This is a genomic window from Providencia sp. 2023EL-00965, assembly GCF_033550225.1.
Lineage (GTDB): Bacteria > Pseudomonadota > Gammaproteobacteria > Enterobacterales > Enterobacteriaceae > Providencia > Providencia manganoxydans.
Genome location: NZ_JAWUEH010000001.1, coordinates 20,962 through 39,124 on the forward strand (window position 1 = coordinate 20,962; position 18,163 = coordinate 39,124).

14 protein-coding genes are annotated in these 18,163 nt (G+C 40.9%); 12 read left to right on the forward strand and 2 right to left on the reverse strand.

What is annotated here, in order from left to right:
- Positions 1 to 13 precede the first annotated feature (13 nt).
- The gene (locus SC428_RS00110) at positions 14 to 574 is read right to left on the reverse strand and encodes a LemA family protein (protein WP_318705331.1); all 561 of its coding nucleotides are present in this window, start codon (positions 572 to 574) and stop codon (positions 14 to 16) included.
- A 178-nt stretch (positions 575 to 752) separates the two neighbouring features.
- Positions 753 to 1,733: a LacI family DNA-binding transcriptional regulator gene (locus SC428_RS00115; RefSeq protein WP_140178464.1), complete on the reverse strand. Its 981-nt coding sequence runs from the start codon at positions 1,731 to 1,733 to the stop codon at positions 753 to 755.
- Positions 1,734 to 2,139: 406 nt separating this feature from the next.
- Here SC428_RS00115 and SC428_RS00120 point away from each other — a divergent pair, with 406 nt between their 5' ends.
- The 12 genes from SC428_RS00120 to dld all read left to right on the forward strand — a co-directional run bounded on the left by SC428_RS00120 (position 2,140) and on the right by dld (position 18,075).
- Positions 2,140 to 3,057: a GNAT family N-acetyltransferase gene (locus tag SC428_RS00120; RefSeq protein WP_318705334.1), complete on the forward strand. Its 918-nt coding sequence runs from the start codon at positions 2,140 to 2,142 to the stop codon at positions 3,055 to 3,057.
- Between the two features lie 80 nt (positions 3,058 to 3,137).
- Positions 3,138 to 4,388 (forward strand): MFS transporter, encoded by a 1,251-nt coding sequence (locus SC428_RS00125; RefSeq protein ID WP_070927192.1) that lies wholly within the window; start codon positions 3,138 to 3,140, stop codon positions 4,386 to 4,388.
- A 1-nt stretch (position 4,389) separates the two neighbouring features.
- Positions 4,390 to 5,466, forward strand: coding sequence for a Gfo/Idh/MocA family protein (locus tag SC428_RS00130; protein WP_070927190.1), 1,077 nt, complete (start codon positions 4,390 to 4,392; stop codon positions 5,464 to 5,466).
- Positions 5,463 to 6,530: a sugar phosphate isomerase/epimerase family protein gene (locus tag SC428_RS00135; RefSeq protein ID WP_318705339.1), complete on the forward strand. Its 1,068-nt coding sequence runs from the start codon at positions 5,463 to 5,465 to the stop codon at positions 6,528 to 6,530. The genes SC428_RS00130 and SC428_RS00135 overlap by 4 nt, the downstream gene beginning before the upstream one ends.
- The gene (locus SC428_RS00140) at positions 6,527 to 7,687 is read left to right on the forward strand and encodes a Gfo/Idh/MocA family oxidoreductase (RefSeq protein WP_318705341.1); all 1,161 of its coding nucleotides are present in this window, start codon (positions 6,527 to 6,529) and stop codon (positions 7,685 to 7,687) included. Before SC428_RS00135 ends, SC428_RS00140 begins: the two co-directional genes overlap by 4 nt.
- A 290-nt stretch (positions 7,688 to 7,977) precedes the next feature.
- Positions 7,978 to 9,102, forward strand: a complete 1,125-nt coding sequence (locus SC428_RS00145; RefSeq protein WP_318705343.1) for an ABC transporter substrate-binding protein — start codon at positions 7,978 to 7,980, stop codon at positions 9,100 to 9,102.
- 21 nt (positions 9,103 to 9,123) lie between these two features.
- Complete coding sequence (locus SC428_RS00150; protein ID WP_318705345.1) at positions 9,124 to 10,218, forward strand: FecCD family ABC transporter permease; 1,095 nt, start codon at positions 9,124 to 9,126, stop codon at positions 10,216 to 10,218.
- Positions 10,215 to 11,006, forward strand: coding sequence for an ABC transporter ATP-binding protein (locus SC428_RS00155; RefSeq protein ID WP_070927181.1), 792 nt, complete (start codon positions 10,215 to 10,217; stop codon positions 11,004 to 11,006). The genes SC428_RS00150 and SC428_RS00155 overlap by 4 nt, the downstream gene beginning before the upstream one ends.
- A 246-nt stretch (positions 11,007 to 11,252) precedes the next feature.
- On the forward strand, positions 11,253 to 13,235 hold the full coding sequence (locus SC428_RS00160) for a ligand-gated channel protein (protein WP_140186029.1): 1,983 nt from the start codon (positions 11,253 to 11,255) through the stop codon (positions 13,233 to 13,235).
- Positions 13,236 to 13,949: 714 nt separating this feature from the next.
- The gene (locus SC428_RS00170; protein WP_070927176.1) at positions 13,950 to 15,332 is read left to right on the forward strand and encodes an APC family permease; all 1,383 of its coding nucleotides are present in this window, start codon (positions 13,950 to 13,952) and stop codon (positions 15,330 to 15,332) included.
- 175 nt (positions 15,333 to 15,507) lie between these two features.
- On the forward strand, positions 15,508 to 16,164 hold the full coding sequence (locus SC428_RS00175) for a hypothetical protein (RefSeq protein ID WP_140186028.1): 657 nt from the start codon (positions 15,508 to 15,510) through the stop codon (positions 16,162 to 16,164).
- Positions 16,165 to 16,341: 177 nt separating this feature from the next.
- The gene (dld, locus tag SC428_RS00180; RefSeq protein WP_318705353.1) at positions 16,342 to 18,075 is read left to right on the forward strand and encodes a D-lactate dehydrogenase; all 1,734 of its coding nucleotides are present in this window, start codon (positions 16,342 to 16,344) and stop codon (positions 18,073 to 18,075) included.
- The last annotated feature ends 88 nt before the right edge of the window (positions 18,076 to 18,163 follow it).

Consider the following 18,163-nt stretch of genomic DNA (forward strand, 5'->3'; position numbering starts at 1 on the left):
TGTCACATACGGATTATTTGAATTGAATACCGTTATATTTTTTTTCATCATCTGAAATATCTAGTAATGGTAATAATTTAAAATTAAAGAAACCAGCAATAATGCTATTTGGGAACATTTGAATTGCCGTATTATATTCAGTTGTTGCATCATTAAACCCTTCGCGGCGTTGAGCTAACTTATCTTCAACTTCGCTAAGGGCAATTTGCAATTGAGAAAATTGCTCCCCAGAAATTAATGTAGGGTAATTTTCAGCAACGGCGACAATACGGCTCAGCACACGACCCATTTCATTTGATGCTGAAATTTTATCATCAACTTGTTGGGCATTGAGATAACGCTGTCGTGCATCACTTAAGGAAGTAAATAAACTTTTCTCGTGTTCCATTGCTTTTTCAGTAATAGTCACTAATTGAGGGATCTGATCTGCTCTTTGTTTTAAAATAACATCAATATTCGCAAATTGGTTATCAACTTGATTACGTGTACTGATTAGGCTGTTATAGATAGAAATACTCCAGCCAACAATAAATAAGAGTAAAATAATAAATACAACAGTGAGGATAATGGTCATATTGATGCCTTTTAATTAAAATTATCGCTTACTCATCATACTGCAAATTGCAGCATTGTTGACTTCTCTCATTTGTCCGCTAGCTGCACTTCAATGATGTTGAGTATGTATTAATAAAATATAAAAACAGAATGTTTCCTGCAATCAGAAAAAGTCGGAACAACGATTAGAGGTTAAATTAAGCAGACCCGCGTTCTAATAATTTCCATTCAAGAACTTCATGGCAATCGTCTAATTGGGGATCTTTAATTTTACGCAGTAATAATTGAACACTACGAACACCAAATTGATGCATTGGCTGAATAATGGTTGTGAGGGGCGGGACTGTGACATCACCAAATGGAATGCCATCGAAACCCATCACGGCGATATCATCAGGGATACGTAACCCTTGCTGGTGGAGCACGCTCATTGCACCACCTGCTATTACATCAGATATCGCAAATATTGCATCAGGTCGTTGGTCGTCCTGTAATATCTTCTGCATCGCTTTGGCGCCACCGGTATAGTCCAGCTCTTCAATATATTCTACTCGGCAATAATTGTGCCCAAGTTCTGTTAACGCTTTTCGATAGCCTTGTTCACGTTGTTGTGAATAAAGGTAACGCATATCACTGTTGATTAAAGCAATGCGTTGACGGCCTTTCGCGGCGAGATGATACACCCCTGCGATAGCGGCCTGTGCATTATCGATGGTCACTGATGATGCCCTAAAATCAGTATCACCTTCGCCACATTGAACCCATGGAAAATCACCGATCATATCGGTTAGTCCCGGTAGACAACTTATCGCATCCATGGTGATCACACCATCGACAACCTTACCGCTAAGTAGGCTTAAATAAGCCGATTCGCGGGTAGGATTGGATTCGGAATTACATAACAAAATATGATAACCATGGCGCTCTGCTTCTTCTTCAATGCCTCTAACAACCAAAGAACAAAAGGGGTTGGTAATGTTTGAAACGAGAACTAATAGCATACGGCTACGCGAAGTACGCAGTTGGCGGGCGAGTAGGTTAGGTTGATAATTACATTGCTGAATTGCCGTTAGAACCTTTTCTCGTGTCGCAGGTTTGACAATGTGTTGATTATTAAGCACCCGCGAAACGGTCGCTTTTGATACTCCTGCGATTTTTGCTACTTTATCTATCGACATAGCTTGTTTTTCCTTTTATTCATTGTCATGCACAGTATGCTACATCGTGATCAAAAGTACGACTATACTCGTCATACTTCCAGTCGCAGTGTTGTCGATTTCATTCACTCGCGCAGTCCCTTACTTATGTAAGCCCCTAGCGACTCATTCATTTGTCGTCTCACAGCCCCTCGAATTATTAAGATTTTATTGCACTGAACTTGTGATGTAGATTACAAATTCATCTTTTTGCTTGCTTTATAAGCACTTTGCTAGTTGCTGAAAAAAACAAATTGATTATATTTTAAAAAATGAAATCGATTACATTCAATTTGAAATCGATTTCATCTAAGTATATTTAGCATAAGTGTATATTGCCATTTAGTAACAACCTCATTTTAAAAACTAAAAATGTGAGAGGTGATGGATGGATTTGCAATTACAGATAGCACAGCCTACTGATCGCAAAGCAGTGGCAGCGTTAATCCATGATTCAACTAATCAGTGGTATCAACAGCATGGACTTGGAAAAATATTTCCTGCGGGCCCAGAAAGTTGTGAATTGTTTATCGAGGTCTACCACAAATTAGATGATGGTTATCACTGGATTGCTCGTGATGAGCAAGACATGATACGCGGCTCTTGCTTTTTCCATCCAAGAGAAACGCATTTAGGTTTAGGGATCATGAATGTACATCCTGATCATTTTGGTAAAGGTATTGCAAGTCGCTTGCTATCAAAAGCCGACGAACTCGCAGGGGGTTTACCGATCCGTTTGTTATCCAGCGCCCTAAATTTAGATTCTTATTCACTCTATCGACGAGCTGGTTTTACACCTTATGCCATCTATCAAGATATGGTGATCCCTGTTCCTATTGAGGGAACTGCGTTCCCACGACTGACTAATGGAAAGATACGTGATGCTCAAATTGAAGATTTAGCTGCCATTATGCAGCTTGAATCCGAATTATTGGGGATCTCGCGCAAACGCGATATTGAATATTTTCTGCACAACACCAGTGGAATATGGCGTATTGCGGTTTGGGAATTGAATGGACGCATTGAAGGGTATCTCGCATCAGTCGCTCATCCTGCATCTCGTATGTTAGGGCCTGGATGTAGTTATCGTTATGACGTTGCCCTCGATTTAGTGAATTGGATGCTAAATCATCATCATCGCGGCACAACACCTGTTGTACTAGTGCCCGTTGAAAGTTTGGAACTATCTCAAACCTTAATAAAGTGGGGAGCAAAGATCTGTGAATTACATCTTGCTCAAGTCAAAGGCTATGCACAGCAACCCAGCGGCATAATTATGCCGTCTTTTTTACCTGAAAGTGGTTAATAACAATATATCCTAAATAATTTGCTATGCGATTAGGTGATAACGTCATAGCGAGTATAAAAATTATAGTTGGGGGTCTTATGGGTATCAACAACATCGCTCAAGAGGGCAAGCACACTGCTTATTCATGGGTGGTACCGCGGTTAGCATTAATGATGTTTTTACAATTTTTTGTCTGGGGCGCGTGGTACGTGACGCTCGGTGTTGTCATGGGCAAATATGGTTTATCCGCTATTATTGGAGATGCTTATTCAACCGGTCCAATCGCCTCTATTTTATCACCATTTGTACTCGGAATGGTGGTTGACCGTTTTTTCGCTTCGCAAAAAGTACTCGGCGTATTACATCTAATAGGGGCCGTGTTGTTATGGATCATTCCTAACTTTTTTACTGCGGATCACAGCTGGTTATTGTGGCTGATTTTTGGCTATATGTTGTGCTACATGCCAACTATTGCTTTAAGTAATAATGTTGCATTTTATAGTTTAACGAATAGCGAAAAAGCTTTCCCAGTAGTGCGTGCATTTGGCACATTTGGCTGGATTGTCGCAGGGCTGATTGTCGGGGGAACGGGGCTGTCAGACAGTATTGAAATCTTCACATTAGCGGCGGTCGCTTCATTAGTTCTGGCTATCTACAGCTTTACGTTGCCACACACACCTGCTCCAGAGCGTGGTAAACCTGTTGCTATGCGCGATTTATTATGTGCTGATGCATTTGCCATGTTAAAGCAACGCCATTTCTTAGTGTTTATTATTTGTGCGATGTTAATTTCTATCCCGCTTGCTGCCTATTATGCCTATGCTGCACCGTTCGTTGCGGCAACCGGTTTTACTAATGTGGGTGGCGTGTTATCTATTGGGCAGATGTCAGAGCTGTTCTTTATGTTGCTCATTCCGTTCTTCTTTGCTCGATTAGGTATTAAGGTGATGTTGCTCATTGGGATGTTAGCATGGTTTTTACGCTATGTGATGTTCGCATTAGGTATCACCGAAGAGCTGCGCTGGATGATCTACATTGGCATCTTTCTGCATGGCATGTGTTATGACTTTTTCTTTGTTATTGGCTTCATTTATACCGATAAAGTCGCTGGTGAAAAAGTGAAAGGACAAGCACAGAGCCTATTAGTGCTATTCACTTATGGGGTAGGGATGTTAATTGGTTCACAAGTTAGTGGGCTGCTATTTAACAATATGGTTACCGCACAAGGTGATGCTGCATTGCCTCAATGGCAACATTTTTGGTGGTACCCAGCAATTGGTGCTTTAGTGATTGCTGCACTGTTCTTCTTCACTTTCAACTATAAAGATAAACCTGAGGGGGAAAAATAAAATGGCTAATTTACAGGTATTAGTTGTGGGTTGCGGCAATATGGGAGCCTCACATGCAGAGGCTTATCATACAATGGATGATGTCGATATTTGCGGTTTAGTATCACGCGGTCGTTCTCGTGATGTACTCAATCAGCAATTAGGTGGAGGTTATCCTACATTCAGTGATTATGAACAAGCGTTACAACACACTAAACCTGACGCAGTTTGCCTAACAACTTACCCAGATACACACGAAGAATATGCGCTATTAGCCATAGCCGCAGGTTGTCATGTCTTTATAGAAAAGCCCCTTTCGACAACCGTGGAAGGAGCGAAAAGGGTGATCGCCGCTGCAAAGCAGGCTAACCGCCAAGTGGTAGTCGGTTATATTTTACGTCACCACCCATCATGGCAGCAGTTTATTCAGTTAGCTCGTGGGCTTGGCAAACCATTAGTGATGCGTATGAACTTAAATCAACAAAGCCATGGGCAGATGTGGAATGTTCACCGTAATTTGATGCAATCATTATCACCCATTGTCGATTGCGGGGTGCATTATCTCGATGTGATGTGCCAAATGGCTCAAGCAGAGCCCATTAGTGTGAGTGCGATAGGGGCTAGGCTCACCGATGATTTACCCGAACATATGTATAACTATGGTCAGTTGCAAGTACGTTTTGCGGATGGCTCAGTAGGTTGGTACGAAGCTGGATGGGGGCCTATGATCAGCGAAACCGCTTATTTTGTGAAAGACGTGATCGGCCCTCATGGCTCGGTTTCAATCATGGCTCGCCATAACGAAGGTCGCTCAGATAACGTTGGTGGGCATACCCGTACTGAATCATTACGCTTGCATCATGCGGCGCTTGATGAAGAAAATAATTTTAAGCAACCCGACAGTTGGATTGATTGTCAAGACGAACCCGACCATTTGGCCTTATGTTTAAGTGAGCAGCGTTATTTTGTTCAGGCGATTAAACAGCAGTTAGATCTCGAACAGCATTTAGAGGATGCATTAAATAGCTTACGTATTGTTCTTGCAGCCGATGAAGCGGTTCGCAGTCAACGCACGGTGATACTTAGGAGCGGGTCATGAAAAGGATACAAGGACCGGGGTTATTTTTAGCCCAATTTATTGGTGATAGTGCTCCTTTTAATTCATTGGATGGATTAGCTAAATGGGCGAGTGAGCTTGGTTTCACCAATATTCAAATTCCAACAATGGATCCGCAAATTTTTGATCTGGATTTGGCGGCGACGAGCCAAAGCTATTGTGATGAGACAGTTGCACGGCTTCAACAATATGGCATTCGTATTAGTGAATTATCAACTCATATTCAGGGGCAGCTGATTGCAGTACATCCCGCCTATGATTCAGTATTTGATGGATTTGCTCCTGAATTAGTGAGAGGAAACCCTAAACTGCGACAAACATGGGCAACTGAACAGCTGATGAAAGCGGCTGAAGCTTCACAGCGGTTAGGTCTAACCACGCATGTGACATTTTCTGGAGCGCTGGCATGGCCTTATTTTTACCCTTGGCCTCCCCATAATGCATTGTTATTTGAGGAAGCGTTTGAACAACTCGCACAGCGCTGGCTACCCATTCTTAATCGATTCGATGAGTGTGGGATTGATGTCTGTTATGAGTTACATCCAGGAGAAGATCTGCATGATGGCGTGACCTTTGAACGCTTTCTTGGATTAGTGAATAACCATCCACGTTGTCATATCTTGTATGATCCGAGCCATTTACATTTACAGCAAATGGATTATCTCGGTTTTATTGATTGCTACCATCAACGGATCCGAGCATTTCATGTTAAAGATGCCGAATATACCCCCAGTGCCAAAAGTGGCGTGTACGGTGGTTATCAGCCATGGTTAGCGCGTGCAGGGCGTTTCCGCTCATTGGGTGATGGCCAAATTGATTTTAAATCCATTTTCAGCAAGCTAACGCAATATGATTTTTCAGGTGTTGCAACCTTAGAGTGGGAATGTTGCTTAAAATCCCCTGAAGCGGGGGCGAGGGAAGGGGCTGAGTTTATTCAACGTCATATTATTCCAATCGCAGAACATGCTTTTGATGATTTTGCTGCCGTAGAAACCGATCCCCAACAAATCAGAGCGCTTTTAGGCATAAAAGGTGCTGATGTATGAGACTAAAATTAGGCATGGTTGGTGGTGGCGAGGGGGCATTTATTGGTGCGGTTCATCGATTGGCGGCTCGCATGGATGATGAGTATGAATTAGTGGCTGGTGCATTTTCTTCCGATCCTCTAAATTGCCAACGTACAGGGCAACAACTGCATGTGTCACCTGATCGTTGTTATGCGGATTATCAACAGATGGCGTTAGCAGAAGCGCAACGAACGGATGGCATTGATGTTGTTGCGATTGTCACACCCAACTATTTACATGCGCCTGTCGCAACCGCATTCCTCAATGCAGGCATTGATGTGATTTGCGACAAACCCTTATGTACTTCTTATAAGGAAGGATTACAGCTAGCACAAACGGTGCGTGCTAGTGGCCGACAACTGTTTCTAACTCATAATTACAGTGCTTATCCATTAGTACGTGAAGCGCGTAGCCGAATACTAGCAGGTGAATTAGGGGAGATCCGCTATATCGAAGTGGAATATTTACAGCAATGGCTAGCGACTCAATTAGAAGCAACGGGTAATAAGCAAGCCAGTTGGCGAGCGGATCCGCAAAAAGCAGGAGCAGGCTGTATTGGTGATATAGGCACACATGCATGGCAATTGGCTCAATTTGTGACTGATATGATCCCGTCAGTGATCCGCGCAGAACTCTCCTCTTTGATTTCAGGTCGCCAGTTAGATGACGATGTACATGTACAAATGCGTTATCATAATGGTGCTAAAGGCCGTTTGTGGGCGAGCCAAGTTGCTTGTGGAGAGGAGAATGGCCTACGTTTACGAATATATGGTAGCCTCGGAAGTTTAGAGTTTTTACAAGAAAATCCGAATCAATTATGGATGAAACCTTTCGATAAGCCTGCGTATTATATTACGCGCGCGTCGTTGTCCCAATATGCAGAAAACCGCCATTTAGCACGTGTTCCCCCTGGTCATCCCGAAGGTTACTTAGAGGGATTTGCGCAAATCTATCGCGAAGCGGCTAAATGCTTACGTGAAGGAGCGCAAGCTGCACCATTGTTGCCAAGAATTGATACTGGCTTACTAGGGATGGCATTTATTGATGCGGCAAAACGCAGTAGCAGTAATGATAGCCAATGGATTGATTTAAATGAATATATTCGTGATGTTTCACATTATCGCATGATTGATTAAGGCATGAGGGCTTGGTTCACTCGTGACGCTTCACCTAATTCCTATGCGGCTAGTTACCTGAATTATTCGCACATAGACATTGTCATTACCTCTTTATTATATTCTCAAATAGGCCAGTTAATTGGCCTATTTTCATGATAATTGTTTGAGTTTTACACTATCGATTACCGAGTACGATCACAATTTCGCCAACACCTTTAATTAAATTGGCAATCGTATTGATAAGTATTCTTATTTGCTTTATTGTTATGGCACTAAAATATGGGGTGAAGAGGTGTAAAGTGAATTGCATGGCGAAATCGTTAGCAAAGGGGATAAGTTTAACACTATTAGCAAGTTCAGTGTTTACCATAAGCGCCAGTGTCTTGGCCGCAACTGTCACTGATATTGCTGGACGTACTGTTGAAGTACCTGATAATGTTAACCGTATCTTACTTGGCGAAGGTCGCTTATTTAGTGCAATAGCCTTACTCGAAGGCGATAAGCCTTTAGATCGAATTGTAGGTTGGCAAGGTGATTTACGTAAATTAGACCCACAAACTTACGCGGTATATAAAGATAAATTCCCCCAAATCGATAAAATCCCTCTGATTGGTAATACTAGCGCGGACAGTGTTAGCGCTGAAAAAGTATTAACACTAAATCCTGATATCGCTATTTTTGGTCTGTCAGGTCATGGACCAGGAAAAAATAGTGAGTTAGTAAATCAACTTGAAAAAGCCGGCGTGCCAGTGGTTTTTGTTGATTTTAGAGATAACCCTCTGAAAAACACCTTACCTAGCATGCGGGTGTTAGGAAAAGCATTAAATCGTGAACAAGTTGCGGAAAAATATGCTGATTTCTACGAAAGAAACCAAAAACTTGTCACAGATATCACCAGTCATATCCCTGAAGATAAAAAACCAAGTGTATTTATTGAATTACGTGCTGGTGCATTTGAAGATTGCTGTGGTACCGCAGGTGACGGCAATATGGGGAATTTTATTGACCTTGCTGGCGGTAAAAATATTGCCAAAGGGGTACTTCCGGGCGCACTGGGCACGATGAATTTAGAAAAAATTATTGCCGCAGATCCACAAATTTATATCGCAACAGGTGCGAAGGCACCAAAGAGTAAAGACGCGGGGGTGCAACTTGGCGCACAAAGTACCGCTGAAGATGCAAAAGCGAGTCTAAAAGCCATAACTGAGCGCAAAGGTATTCATTCTTTATCTGCCGTGAAAGATGGTAAAGATTATGCGATTTGGCATAACTACTACAACTCACCTTATAACGTGTTAGCGACGCAAGTATTCGCTAAGTGGTTCTATCCAGAGCAATTCGCGGAGCTTGATCCGCAAAAAACCTTAAATGAATTGCATAGCCAGTTTTTGGCGGTAGAGCCAACAGGTATATATTGGGTGAGTGAAAAATAAATTTAGTAGGTAATTATCATCATGAGTCTTACTAGCGAGCCAATGTCAGTTCTAGAACAGCCAGCTAAAGAACAGAATAATGGTGTAAAACATCATTATCAACAAATGTTACGTCGTCGAGTGGCGTGGATTGCTGTGATTATTGCAGCAATCTTGTTGTCACTGGTGATAGATTTTACCCTCGGGCCATCGGGGTTATCGTTGGAGAAATTATGGCAAACACTCGTCTCCCCTGAGTCTGTTGAAGCAGGGACGCGAGTGATTGTTTGGGATATCCGGTTACCCTATGCGTTGATGGCTGTGGTAATTGGTATGTCTCTAGGCCTCGCTGGGGCTGAGATGCAAACCATTTTAAATAACCCATTAGCTAGTCCATTTACTTTAGGGGTGTCCAATGCCGCAGCATTTGGTGCAGCACTGGCGATTGTTTCAGGTATCGCTATCCCCGGAGTCCCTGACCAGTGGGTGATTTCTGCTAATGCGTTTATTTTTGCGTTGCTGGCTGCATTAATGCTTGATGCGGTAACTCGTTGGACGCGTGTGGCAACTTCAGGTGTCGTGTTATTTGGTATCGCATTGGTATTTACCTTTAATGCACTGGTGTCGATGATGCAGTTTATTGCGACAGAAGATACGCTCCAAGGTTTGGTTTTTTGGACTATGGGGAGTCTGTCGAAAGCAACATGGGTGAAATTAGGTGTAATGGCATTGGTATTTGCACTGATTTTCCCGATTGCGATGATGAGTTCATGGAAATTAACGGCGTTAAGGCTTGGTGAAGATCGTGCCATTAGTTTTGGTATTGATGTGCGTCGTTTACGTTTAACAACATTATTGCGTATTAGTATTTTATCTGCGCTGGCTGTTGCATTTGTTGGCCCAATAGCCTTTATTGGTTTAGTTGCACCACATATTGCCCGTTTAATGTTTGGTGAAGATCATCGATTCTATCTTCCTGCAAGCGCATTAATTGGTGCATTAGTGTTATCGATGGCATCAATTGCCTCGAAAAATATTATACCGGGTGTGATTATCCCTGTTGGTATTGTGACTTCGTTAGTCGGGGTGCCATTCTTCTTAAGTATTATTTTGCGTCACAGAGGAAATGTATCATGACAGATGGCCTGATTATTAATCGCTTTAATGCAGGTTATCCGAAACACCCTGTGATTGAAGATTTAACGACACAGTCTTTACCAAGAGGCAAGATTACTGTTTTACTAGGGCCAAATGGGAGCGGTAAATCAACGTTATTGCGTTCTTTGGCTGGGCTAAATAAAGCAACAGGGCAGTTGTTGCTTGATGGTATGGATTTAACCCGTCAAAACTTTGCTCAGCGTGCCCAAAATGTGGTGTATTTGCCACAAAGTTTACCGGCAGGTGTTCATCTTTATGTATTAGAATCCGTGATTGTTGCTCAAAGGGCATCAGGCGGCTTAAGTAATGAAAATAGTAAAGATGAAGTGATGCATTTATTGCGTCAATTAGGTATTGAACATTTAGCATTAAGCTATTTAGATCAACTATCGGGTGGCCAAAAACAATTGGTTGGTTTGGCTCAATCATTAATTCGTCAGCCTAATTTATTATTATTAGATGAGCCATTGAGTGCACTTGATCTTAATTATCAATATCATGTTATGGATTTGGTCGCGAAAGAAACTAAACGCCGTAATATAATAACGGTAGTTGTGGTTCACGATATTAATATTGCATTAAAGCATGCAGAGCATGTGTTAATGCTTAAGAAAGGCAAACTTATTGCGCAAGGTGAACCTGAAGAAGTGATTACACCTGAAAGCCTAGCCGAAGTATATGGTGTAAGGGGGCGTATAGAGCGCTGTTCGCAAGGTGTGCCACAAGTATTGGTTGATGGTTTAGTGAGTACAAGATTAGCCAGTTAGTTAATTAATTAGTGAAGTGTGTCTATTAAGGTTGAATAGGCACACGAATAAAATAACATTATATTTTTTGCTGGTAATTAATTATAGGAAATTTATTGTAAATGGTTATATACCATAAATTTCCTATAGGTAATTTATATTATCTCATAATCAAAAAATAATAATATTTGTAATAGGGTTAAATCCCTATATTGAGCTTTGTCACATCAAAAAATTAAATCTAATTTATCTCTCGGAGAGTTGGGAATGGTTGTTTTTAATAAAAGAAAAATTGCGGTCAGCATTATTGCGGCTATGGCATCTGCACCTGCATTCGCTGATAACAGTAAAGATGTGATGATGGTTACCACTGCATCTGGTTTCCAGCAAAAAATAGAAGATGCACCCGCTTCTATTTCTGTGATCACTCGTCAGCAATTAGAAGACAAAGCCTACCGTGATGTGACGGATGCCTTGAAAGATGTACCTGGTGTATTAGTCACCGGTGGGGGAAGTAGTAGTGATATAAGCATTCGAGGTATGGATGCAAAATACACGATGATTTTGATTGATGGTAAACGTGTTGATACCCGTAGTACACGTCCAAACAGTGACGGTTCAGGTATCGAACAAGGGTGGTTACCACCATTACCTGCAATTGAGCGTATCGAGGTTGTTCGCGGACCTATGTCTTCTCTGTATGGTTCAGATGCCATGGGCGGCGTTATCAATATTATTACTCGTCGAGTCCAACAAGAGTGGACCACAAGTTTACGTGCAGATACGACAATTACGGAAAGAAAAAATTCAGGTAACACGGGACAGGGCAGCTTTTATACATCAGGTCCATTAATCGATGGTTTGCTTGGTGTGAAACTAAATGGTCAGTATTCACACCGTGGTGAAGATAAAATTGTCGATGGATTTAATCGACAAATTATGGCAAGTGGTGGTGGAACACTTTCTTGGACTCCAGACGAAAAAAATACCATTGATGCTGAGTATAAACGTGATAACCAACACCGAGATGACCGTGAAGGTTATAGTAATAAAAGAGGTGATGGCAGTGGCTTTAGCAAATATGAATTAACGCATATGGCGCTAACCCACACAGGTATTTACGATATTGCTTCAACTGATACCTATGTACAGTACGATGAAACTAAAAACCCAGGTCGTAAAATGACTGCGGAAGATCTTGTGTTCCGTAATCAAAGCGTCTTTTTGCTAGGTGATCACAGCTTAAGTCTTGGTGGTCAATACCGTAAAGAAAAACTGAAAGACGAAGGGAATAAATTTAAACAATATAATAAATTAGATCGTTATAGCTGGGCGTTATTTGCAGAAGATGAATGGTTAATGACCAATGATTTTGCATTAACAGGCGGTATTCGTATGGATAAAGATGAAAACTACGGTAGTCATTGGACTCCACGTCTTTACGGTGTGTGGCATGCAGATGAACAATGGACAATTAAAGGTGGTGTAACCACAGGTTATAAAGCGCCTAGCTTACGTGAGTCATCCGCAAATTGGGGGCAAGCAACGGGTGGTAGTAGAGGAAATGCGGTTATTTATGGTAACCCTGATCTAAAACCAGAGAAAAGCGTTACTGAAGAAATAGGTGTTATTTGGAACAACCAAGATAACATCACCGCAGGTATCACTATTTATAATACTGACTTTAAAGATAAAATTACTGAAGTTAGACGTTGTGAATCAGATAACCCATCTCTGAGACCATGTACAGTTGCTGAAGATGGTGAAGGCGATATCGCTGGTAAGCCATATAACTTTATCAGCGATAAAGCGAACGTAGATAAAGCCAGAATGCGTGGTGTGGAATTAACCTTTAATTGGGGCATTTTAGATAATTTAGAGTTTGCAGCTAACTATACTTATACCGATACAGAGCAAAAAAGTGGTGTAAATAAAGGTAAGCCATTAAATAAGCAACCTAAACATATGGGTAATACCACATTGACTTGGCAAACGACTGAAGATCTGGAAACATGGACACGCATGAATTTCCGCGGTAAAACGTCAGAATACCAAGGGCGTGGTCAAAAAATGGCAAGTGGTACACCGTCTTATGCACTGTTTGATTTAGGTGCTAGTTACCAGTTAAACAAAAATGCCAATATTGTTGGTGGGGTATATAACGTCTTAGATCGCCGTGTGGATAATGCAACCTATGGTGCAGAATTAGAAGGTCGTCGTTATAACATCGGTATCAACTATAACTTCTAATTGGTGTTAGATACTTGTCATCTTTCAAGTTGCAGGGGGGCGTTAGGGTATAAGGGGTTACGCGGCGCTCGTTGAGTTACATAGTGTATCTATGTTCTCCACCTACCTGCACTTTGCATTATGTAAAGTATAAATAACTTGATCAAAGCCTTCTCGCTATTGCCAGAAGGCTTTTTTGTTTATAGTGCAAAAAAGTCTAAAAAGACATATTTAATGGCGAAAAATTATTGAATAAAACAGGTTATTAGCTCTTGCCGTGAAAATAATAAACATATCAGAAATTCTCATCAAATATTGGCCACTTTTTTGACGATAACTATTGCTATTTCACTACTTGAAGTGCAAAATGCGCGAACTAAAAAAATGACTGATACCCCAATTGCTGGTATCGGTTTTTTTTTGCTTTTTAAGTTCGTTCATTTTCACGGGGCCGGATGATAGGCCGGATAGATAAATTATATTTTTGCGTGTAGCTAACATTTAATGCTACCGATTTGAGGAATGCTTGCATGGCTTACTTTTTCGCATTCGCAGCAGGGCCTGGTGGCCGCGGTTGCCGCATCGATGACTACGGAGCAACGACTTGCTTCGCTAATTCACCGTTCAACCTCTCTTCTTTCTTTTCTGCCTATAGGCAGATGCAAAGTCTTCCCAGTAACTGTCGATTAAGTAGGTCTAGTAGTACTCAATCGAAAGTTATGGGAGGGCTTTGTCGTGCCAAATAATTCAATACCACTATCAATCGGTAACAACCAAACTGGTGCTAATAACCGTGTGCAACTTGCAAAAACGTTAACGTTAATGCAAGTCGTGATGATTGGTCTGGCTTATATTCAGCCAATGACCATCTTTGACACATTTGGCATGGTATCCGATAAAACCGGCGGACACGTCCCGACTTCTTATATTATTGCGCTTGTCGCGATACTATTTACTGCTCTGAGCTACGGCAAATTGGTGAAACGTTTCCCATCAGCTGGCTCAGCGTATACTTATGCTCAAAAATCAATGAGTCCACACATTGGCTTCTTAGTCGGATGGACATCATTGCTTTCCTATATCTTTATGCCAATGATCAACATTTTATTGGCCAAGATCTACTTACAAGACATCTTCCCGACAGTTGAACCGTGGATATTTGTGGTTGGTTTAGTGATTTTAATGACCGCGGCCAACTTGCGTGGAATTAATGTGATTGCTAACCTCAGTACGGTTATTGCTATTATCCAAATTGGTGTGATGGCAGTCTTTACTATATTGGTTATCCACGGGGTATCAAATGGTGAAGGTACGGGTGAAATATGGACATTTAATCCATTTGCTAATGAAAAAACAGAGTTAATTCCACTGATTGCTGGAGCAACCATTCTCTGTTTCTCATTCTTAGGGTTTGATGGGTTAAGTTCATTGTCTGAAGAAACACCTAATGCAGGTAAAGTGATCCCTCGTGCGATTTTCTTAACCGCATTAATTGGTGGTATCATTTTCATTACGGTTTCATTCTTCTTACAACAGTATTTCCCTGATGTTTCACGTTTTCAGAATATCAACGAAACTCAGCCTGATATTATGCGTTTTGTTGCAGGGGCATTCTTCCAATCTATTATTTTGGTATTCTCATGCGTTACAGTATTAGCATCAGGCATGGCTGCACACGCAGGTAGCGCGCGTTTGATGTATGTTATGGGACGCGATGGTGTATTCCCAGAAAAAGTATTTGGTCATGTTAGCCCTAAATGGCGTACCCCTACTTATAACGTGTTAATGGTTGGTGTATTGGCACTGGGTGCGATTTGGTTTGAAATGGACTTTGCAACAGCGCTGATTAACTTTGGTGCATTGATTGCTTTCACCTTTGTGAATATTTCTGTGATCAGCCAATTCTTTATTCGTGAACGTCGTATGAGTGGTTTTAAAAATATCCTAAATTATTTGATTTTACCTGTTATTGGGACACTAACCGTTTGTGTGTTATGGCTGAATATCGAGGAAGACTCAATGGTTTATGGATTGATTTGGACAGCGGTTGGCCTGATATATATGGCGATATTGACGAGAATGTTTAAACGACCAATGCCGCAAATGAGCGATGTCTAATTTGACATTATCGAATAAGCGATATTGACGTTATATCAACGTGTAATAATTAAATAGCGCCATAAGGCGCTATTTTTGTTATAAAAATTCATAATAGAGTGGTATCACGAATCTTCTTATTGACTGGGCTTACTGATATTTCATAATGTAACGCCTAGATTATAAAGGAGAAAATATGAATCCCTTCTATTTTGAGCCCTCTACACAGGAACAACCATTTTATAAAATTGATATTCAGTACACACCGGCAAGTTACAAAGAGATGCTCACTGAATTTAAGCAAGAATTGATTAGCCTATATAAAAGAAAATTTAAAATTATTCGCTGGATAGTCCATATTGATTTTGTGTTGTTAGTTGCATCATTTATACGTTTCACATTTGATGATCCCTTGTTTTTTCATAAAAATATCCCTTACTACACGACGATAATACAAATAATAGGTGGTTCATTTATTATTTTGGGATTATTTGTTTTATGTTTTCGATTTGGATTGTGGCGCGCTGTATCATTGCATGGATCTTTTTTAAAACAGGGATTGATCAAAGCAGATAAAATAAACCATTATTGGTTCTATCCAGAAGGATTTGTATTTGATGAGCCAAACCAAAATATTAGCCTTTACTGGGATGCTTTACATTATGTTGCTGTCTATGAGACTTGCGTGAATTTTGCCTTTTGCCCGCCTAAGACCGAAAAGGGGCGGTATACCGCAGAATATGATGAAATTATCATTCCTTTAAAGTCGATAAATGACAAAGAATTTCTCATCAATGCGTTGAAAGAGCTAAGTAACGATTGTTTTGATTTTTCAGACCAAAGAAAAAAATAAACAAGTATGTAGATAACTATGTGTATATATCATTAATATGGAATATTTTTGGCTATTTAAGAAGTCCTTAAGATAAATAATATAGCCTATTAATATCTTAATATTATGTGATACTGTTGTTAGCACTAGTATTATACTACCAATAATCAATATGAATTCGAGTGAAAAGGCGCGCATATGAACAATGCAAAAAATCCTGAGAACCAACGACTATTACTCACACTCAGGAATATTGTTGGCAACAAAAATATCCTTGTTGAACCCCATAAAACTGAGCGTTATCGTAAAGGTTTTCGTTCAGGTGTGGGGGATGCGATTGCGGTTGTATTCCCTACGACTCTGTTAGAGCAATGGTATGTGTTTAAAGCCTGTGTTGAAGCAGATAAAATAGTGATTATGCAGGCAGCAAATACAGGGCTAACTGAAGGGTCTACACCAAGTGGCTATGATTATGATCGCGATATTGTGATCATCAGTACATTGCGTTTAAACCAAATCCAAATACTCCCAGAGTTTAATCAAGTGGTTGCCATGCCGGGCAGCACGCTTTATGACTTAGAAAAAATACTAAAACCACTTGGTCGTGAGCCTCATTCATTAATTGGCTCATCGTGTATTGGTGCTTCAGTAGTGGGAGGGATCTGTAATAGTTCCGGTGGTTCTTTAGTCCGTCGAGGCCCTGCATATACAGAGTTAGCTTTATATGGCCGCGTTAATGAAGACGGCACAGTCGAGCTAGTTAACCATTTAGGAATTGATTTAGGTGAAACACCGGAAGAGATATTAACGAATCTGCAAAACCGTCGTTATCGTACTGAAGATATTGAGCATAGTGAAAAATTGGCTTCTGATCATGACTATGCACAACGGGTACGTGATGTTGATGCAGATACGCCATCTCGTTTTAATGCTGATGAGCGTCGTTTATTTGAAGCATCTGGTTGTGCAGGGAAACTGGCTGTTTTTGCTGTACGCCTTGATACCTTCCCAGCAGATACTTCAACTCAGGTGTTTTATATTGGCTCGAATAACCCTGATGTACTGGAAGATATTCGTCGTCATATTTTAAGTGAGTTCAAAAATTTACCCGTTGCTGGTGAGTATATGCACCGTGGTTGTTTTGATATTGCAGAAGTGTATGGCAAAGATACCTTTTTAATGATTGATAAATTCGGCACAGATAAAATGCCGCTCTTTTTCACCATTAAAGGGCGTATTGACGCGGTGCTCAATAAAGTGCCTTTATTGCCATCAAATCTTGTTGACCGCACTATGCAGTTGCTTAGTAAATTATGGCCATCGCATTTACCACCGCGTATGAAGCAATTTCGCGATAAATATGAACATCACCTAATGCTAAAAATGGCGGGCGATGGTATTGCAGAAGCACAAGTGTGGTTAAAATCATTTTTTGCTAGCGCAGATGGCGGCTATTTTGAATGTACTCCCGAAGAAGGCGCTAAAGCTTTTTTACACCGTTTTGCAGCGGCAGGCTCAGCAGTTCGCTATCATGCCGTGCATAATAAAGATGTTGAAGATGTTTTACCTTTGGATATTGCATTACGTCGTAATGATCGCGACTGGTTTGAAAAACTGCCACCTGAAATTGAAAAATTATTAGTACATAAATTATATTGTGGTCACTTTATGTGTCATGTGATGCATCAAGACTATGTATTGAAAAAGGGCGTTGATCCAAAAGAACTGAAAGAAAAAATGTTAGCGTTGTTGGATGAACGCGGTGCGCAGTATCCTGCTGAGCATAATGTGGGCCATCTTTATAAAGCGCAGCCGCAGCTTAAATCTTTTTATAAACAAGCGGATCCCACTAATACTATGAACCCTGGTTTAGGGAAAACCACCAAGAAGAAAAACTGGGAAGGGGATTGTGGGTGTAACCACGACCATTAAGGTTGTTGGCGAAGCGGGATAAAGCGGCTTTTTCCCGTTTCGTGTTATCAGTTAAAATCAATGAATTGATTTTCTTAATTGATATCAA

Excerpts from the sequence above, each read along its gene's own strand:
- SC428_RS00145 (WP_318705343.1), top strand. The coding sequence starts at position 7,978 with ATGGCGAAATCGTTAGCAAAGGGGATAAGTTTAACACTATTAGCAAGT.
- SC428_RS00160 (WP_140186029.1), top strand. The coding sequence starts at position 11,253 with ATGGTTGTTTTTAATAAAAGAAAAATTGCGGTCAGCATTATTGCGGCT.
- SC428_RS00140 (WP_318705341.1), top strand. The coding sequence starts at position 6,527 with ATGAGACTAAAATTAGGCATGGTTGGTGGTGGCGAGGGGGCATTTATT.
- SC428_RS00110 (WP_318705331.1), bottom strand. The coding sequence starts at position 574 with ATGACCATTATCCTCACTGTTGTATTTATTATTTTACTCTTATTTATT.
- SC428_RS00130 (WP_070927190.1), top strand. The coding sequence starts at position 4,390 with ATGGCTAATTTACAGGTATTAGTTGTGGGTTGCGGCAATATGGGAGCC.
- SC428_RS00125 (WP_070927192.1), top strand. The coding sequence starts at position 3,138 with ATGGGTATCAACAACATCGCTCAAGAGGGCAAGCACACTGCTTATTCA.
- dld (WP_318705353.1), top strand. The coding sequence starts at position 16,342 with ATGAACAATGCAAAAAATCCTGAGAACCAACGACTATTACTCACACTC.
- SC428_RS00115 (WP_140178464.1), bottom strand. The coding sequence starts at position 1,733 with ATGTCGATAGATAAAGTAGCAAAAATCGCAGGAGTATCAAAAGCGACC.
- SC428_RS00150 (WP_318705345.1), top strand. The coding sequence starts at position 9,124 with ATGAGTCTTACTAGCGAGCCAATGTCAGTTCTAGAACAGCCAGCTAAA.
- SC428_RS00175 (WP_140186028.1), top strand. The coding sequence starts at position 15,508 with ATGAATCCCTTCTATTTTGAGCCCTCTACACAGGAACAACCATTTTAT.
- SC428_RS00135 (WP_318705339.1), top strand. The coding sequence starts at position 5,463 with ATGAAAAGGATACAAGGACCGGGGTTATTTTTAGCCCAATTTATTGGT.
- SC428_RS00120 (WP_318705334.1), top strand. The coding sequence starts at position 2,140 with ATGGATTTGCAATTACAGATAGCACAGCCTACTGATCGCAAAGCAGTG.
- SC428_RS00155 (WP_070927181.1), top strand. The coding sequence starts at position 10,215 with ATGACAGATGGCCTGATTATTAATCGCTTTAATGCAGGTTATCCGAAA.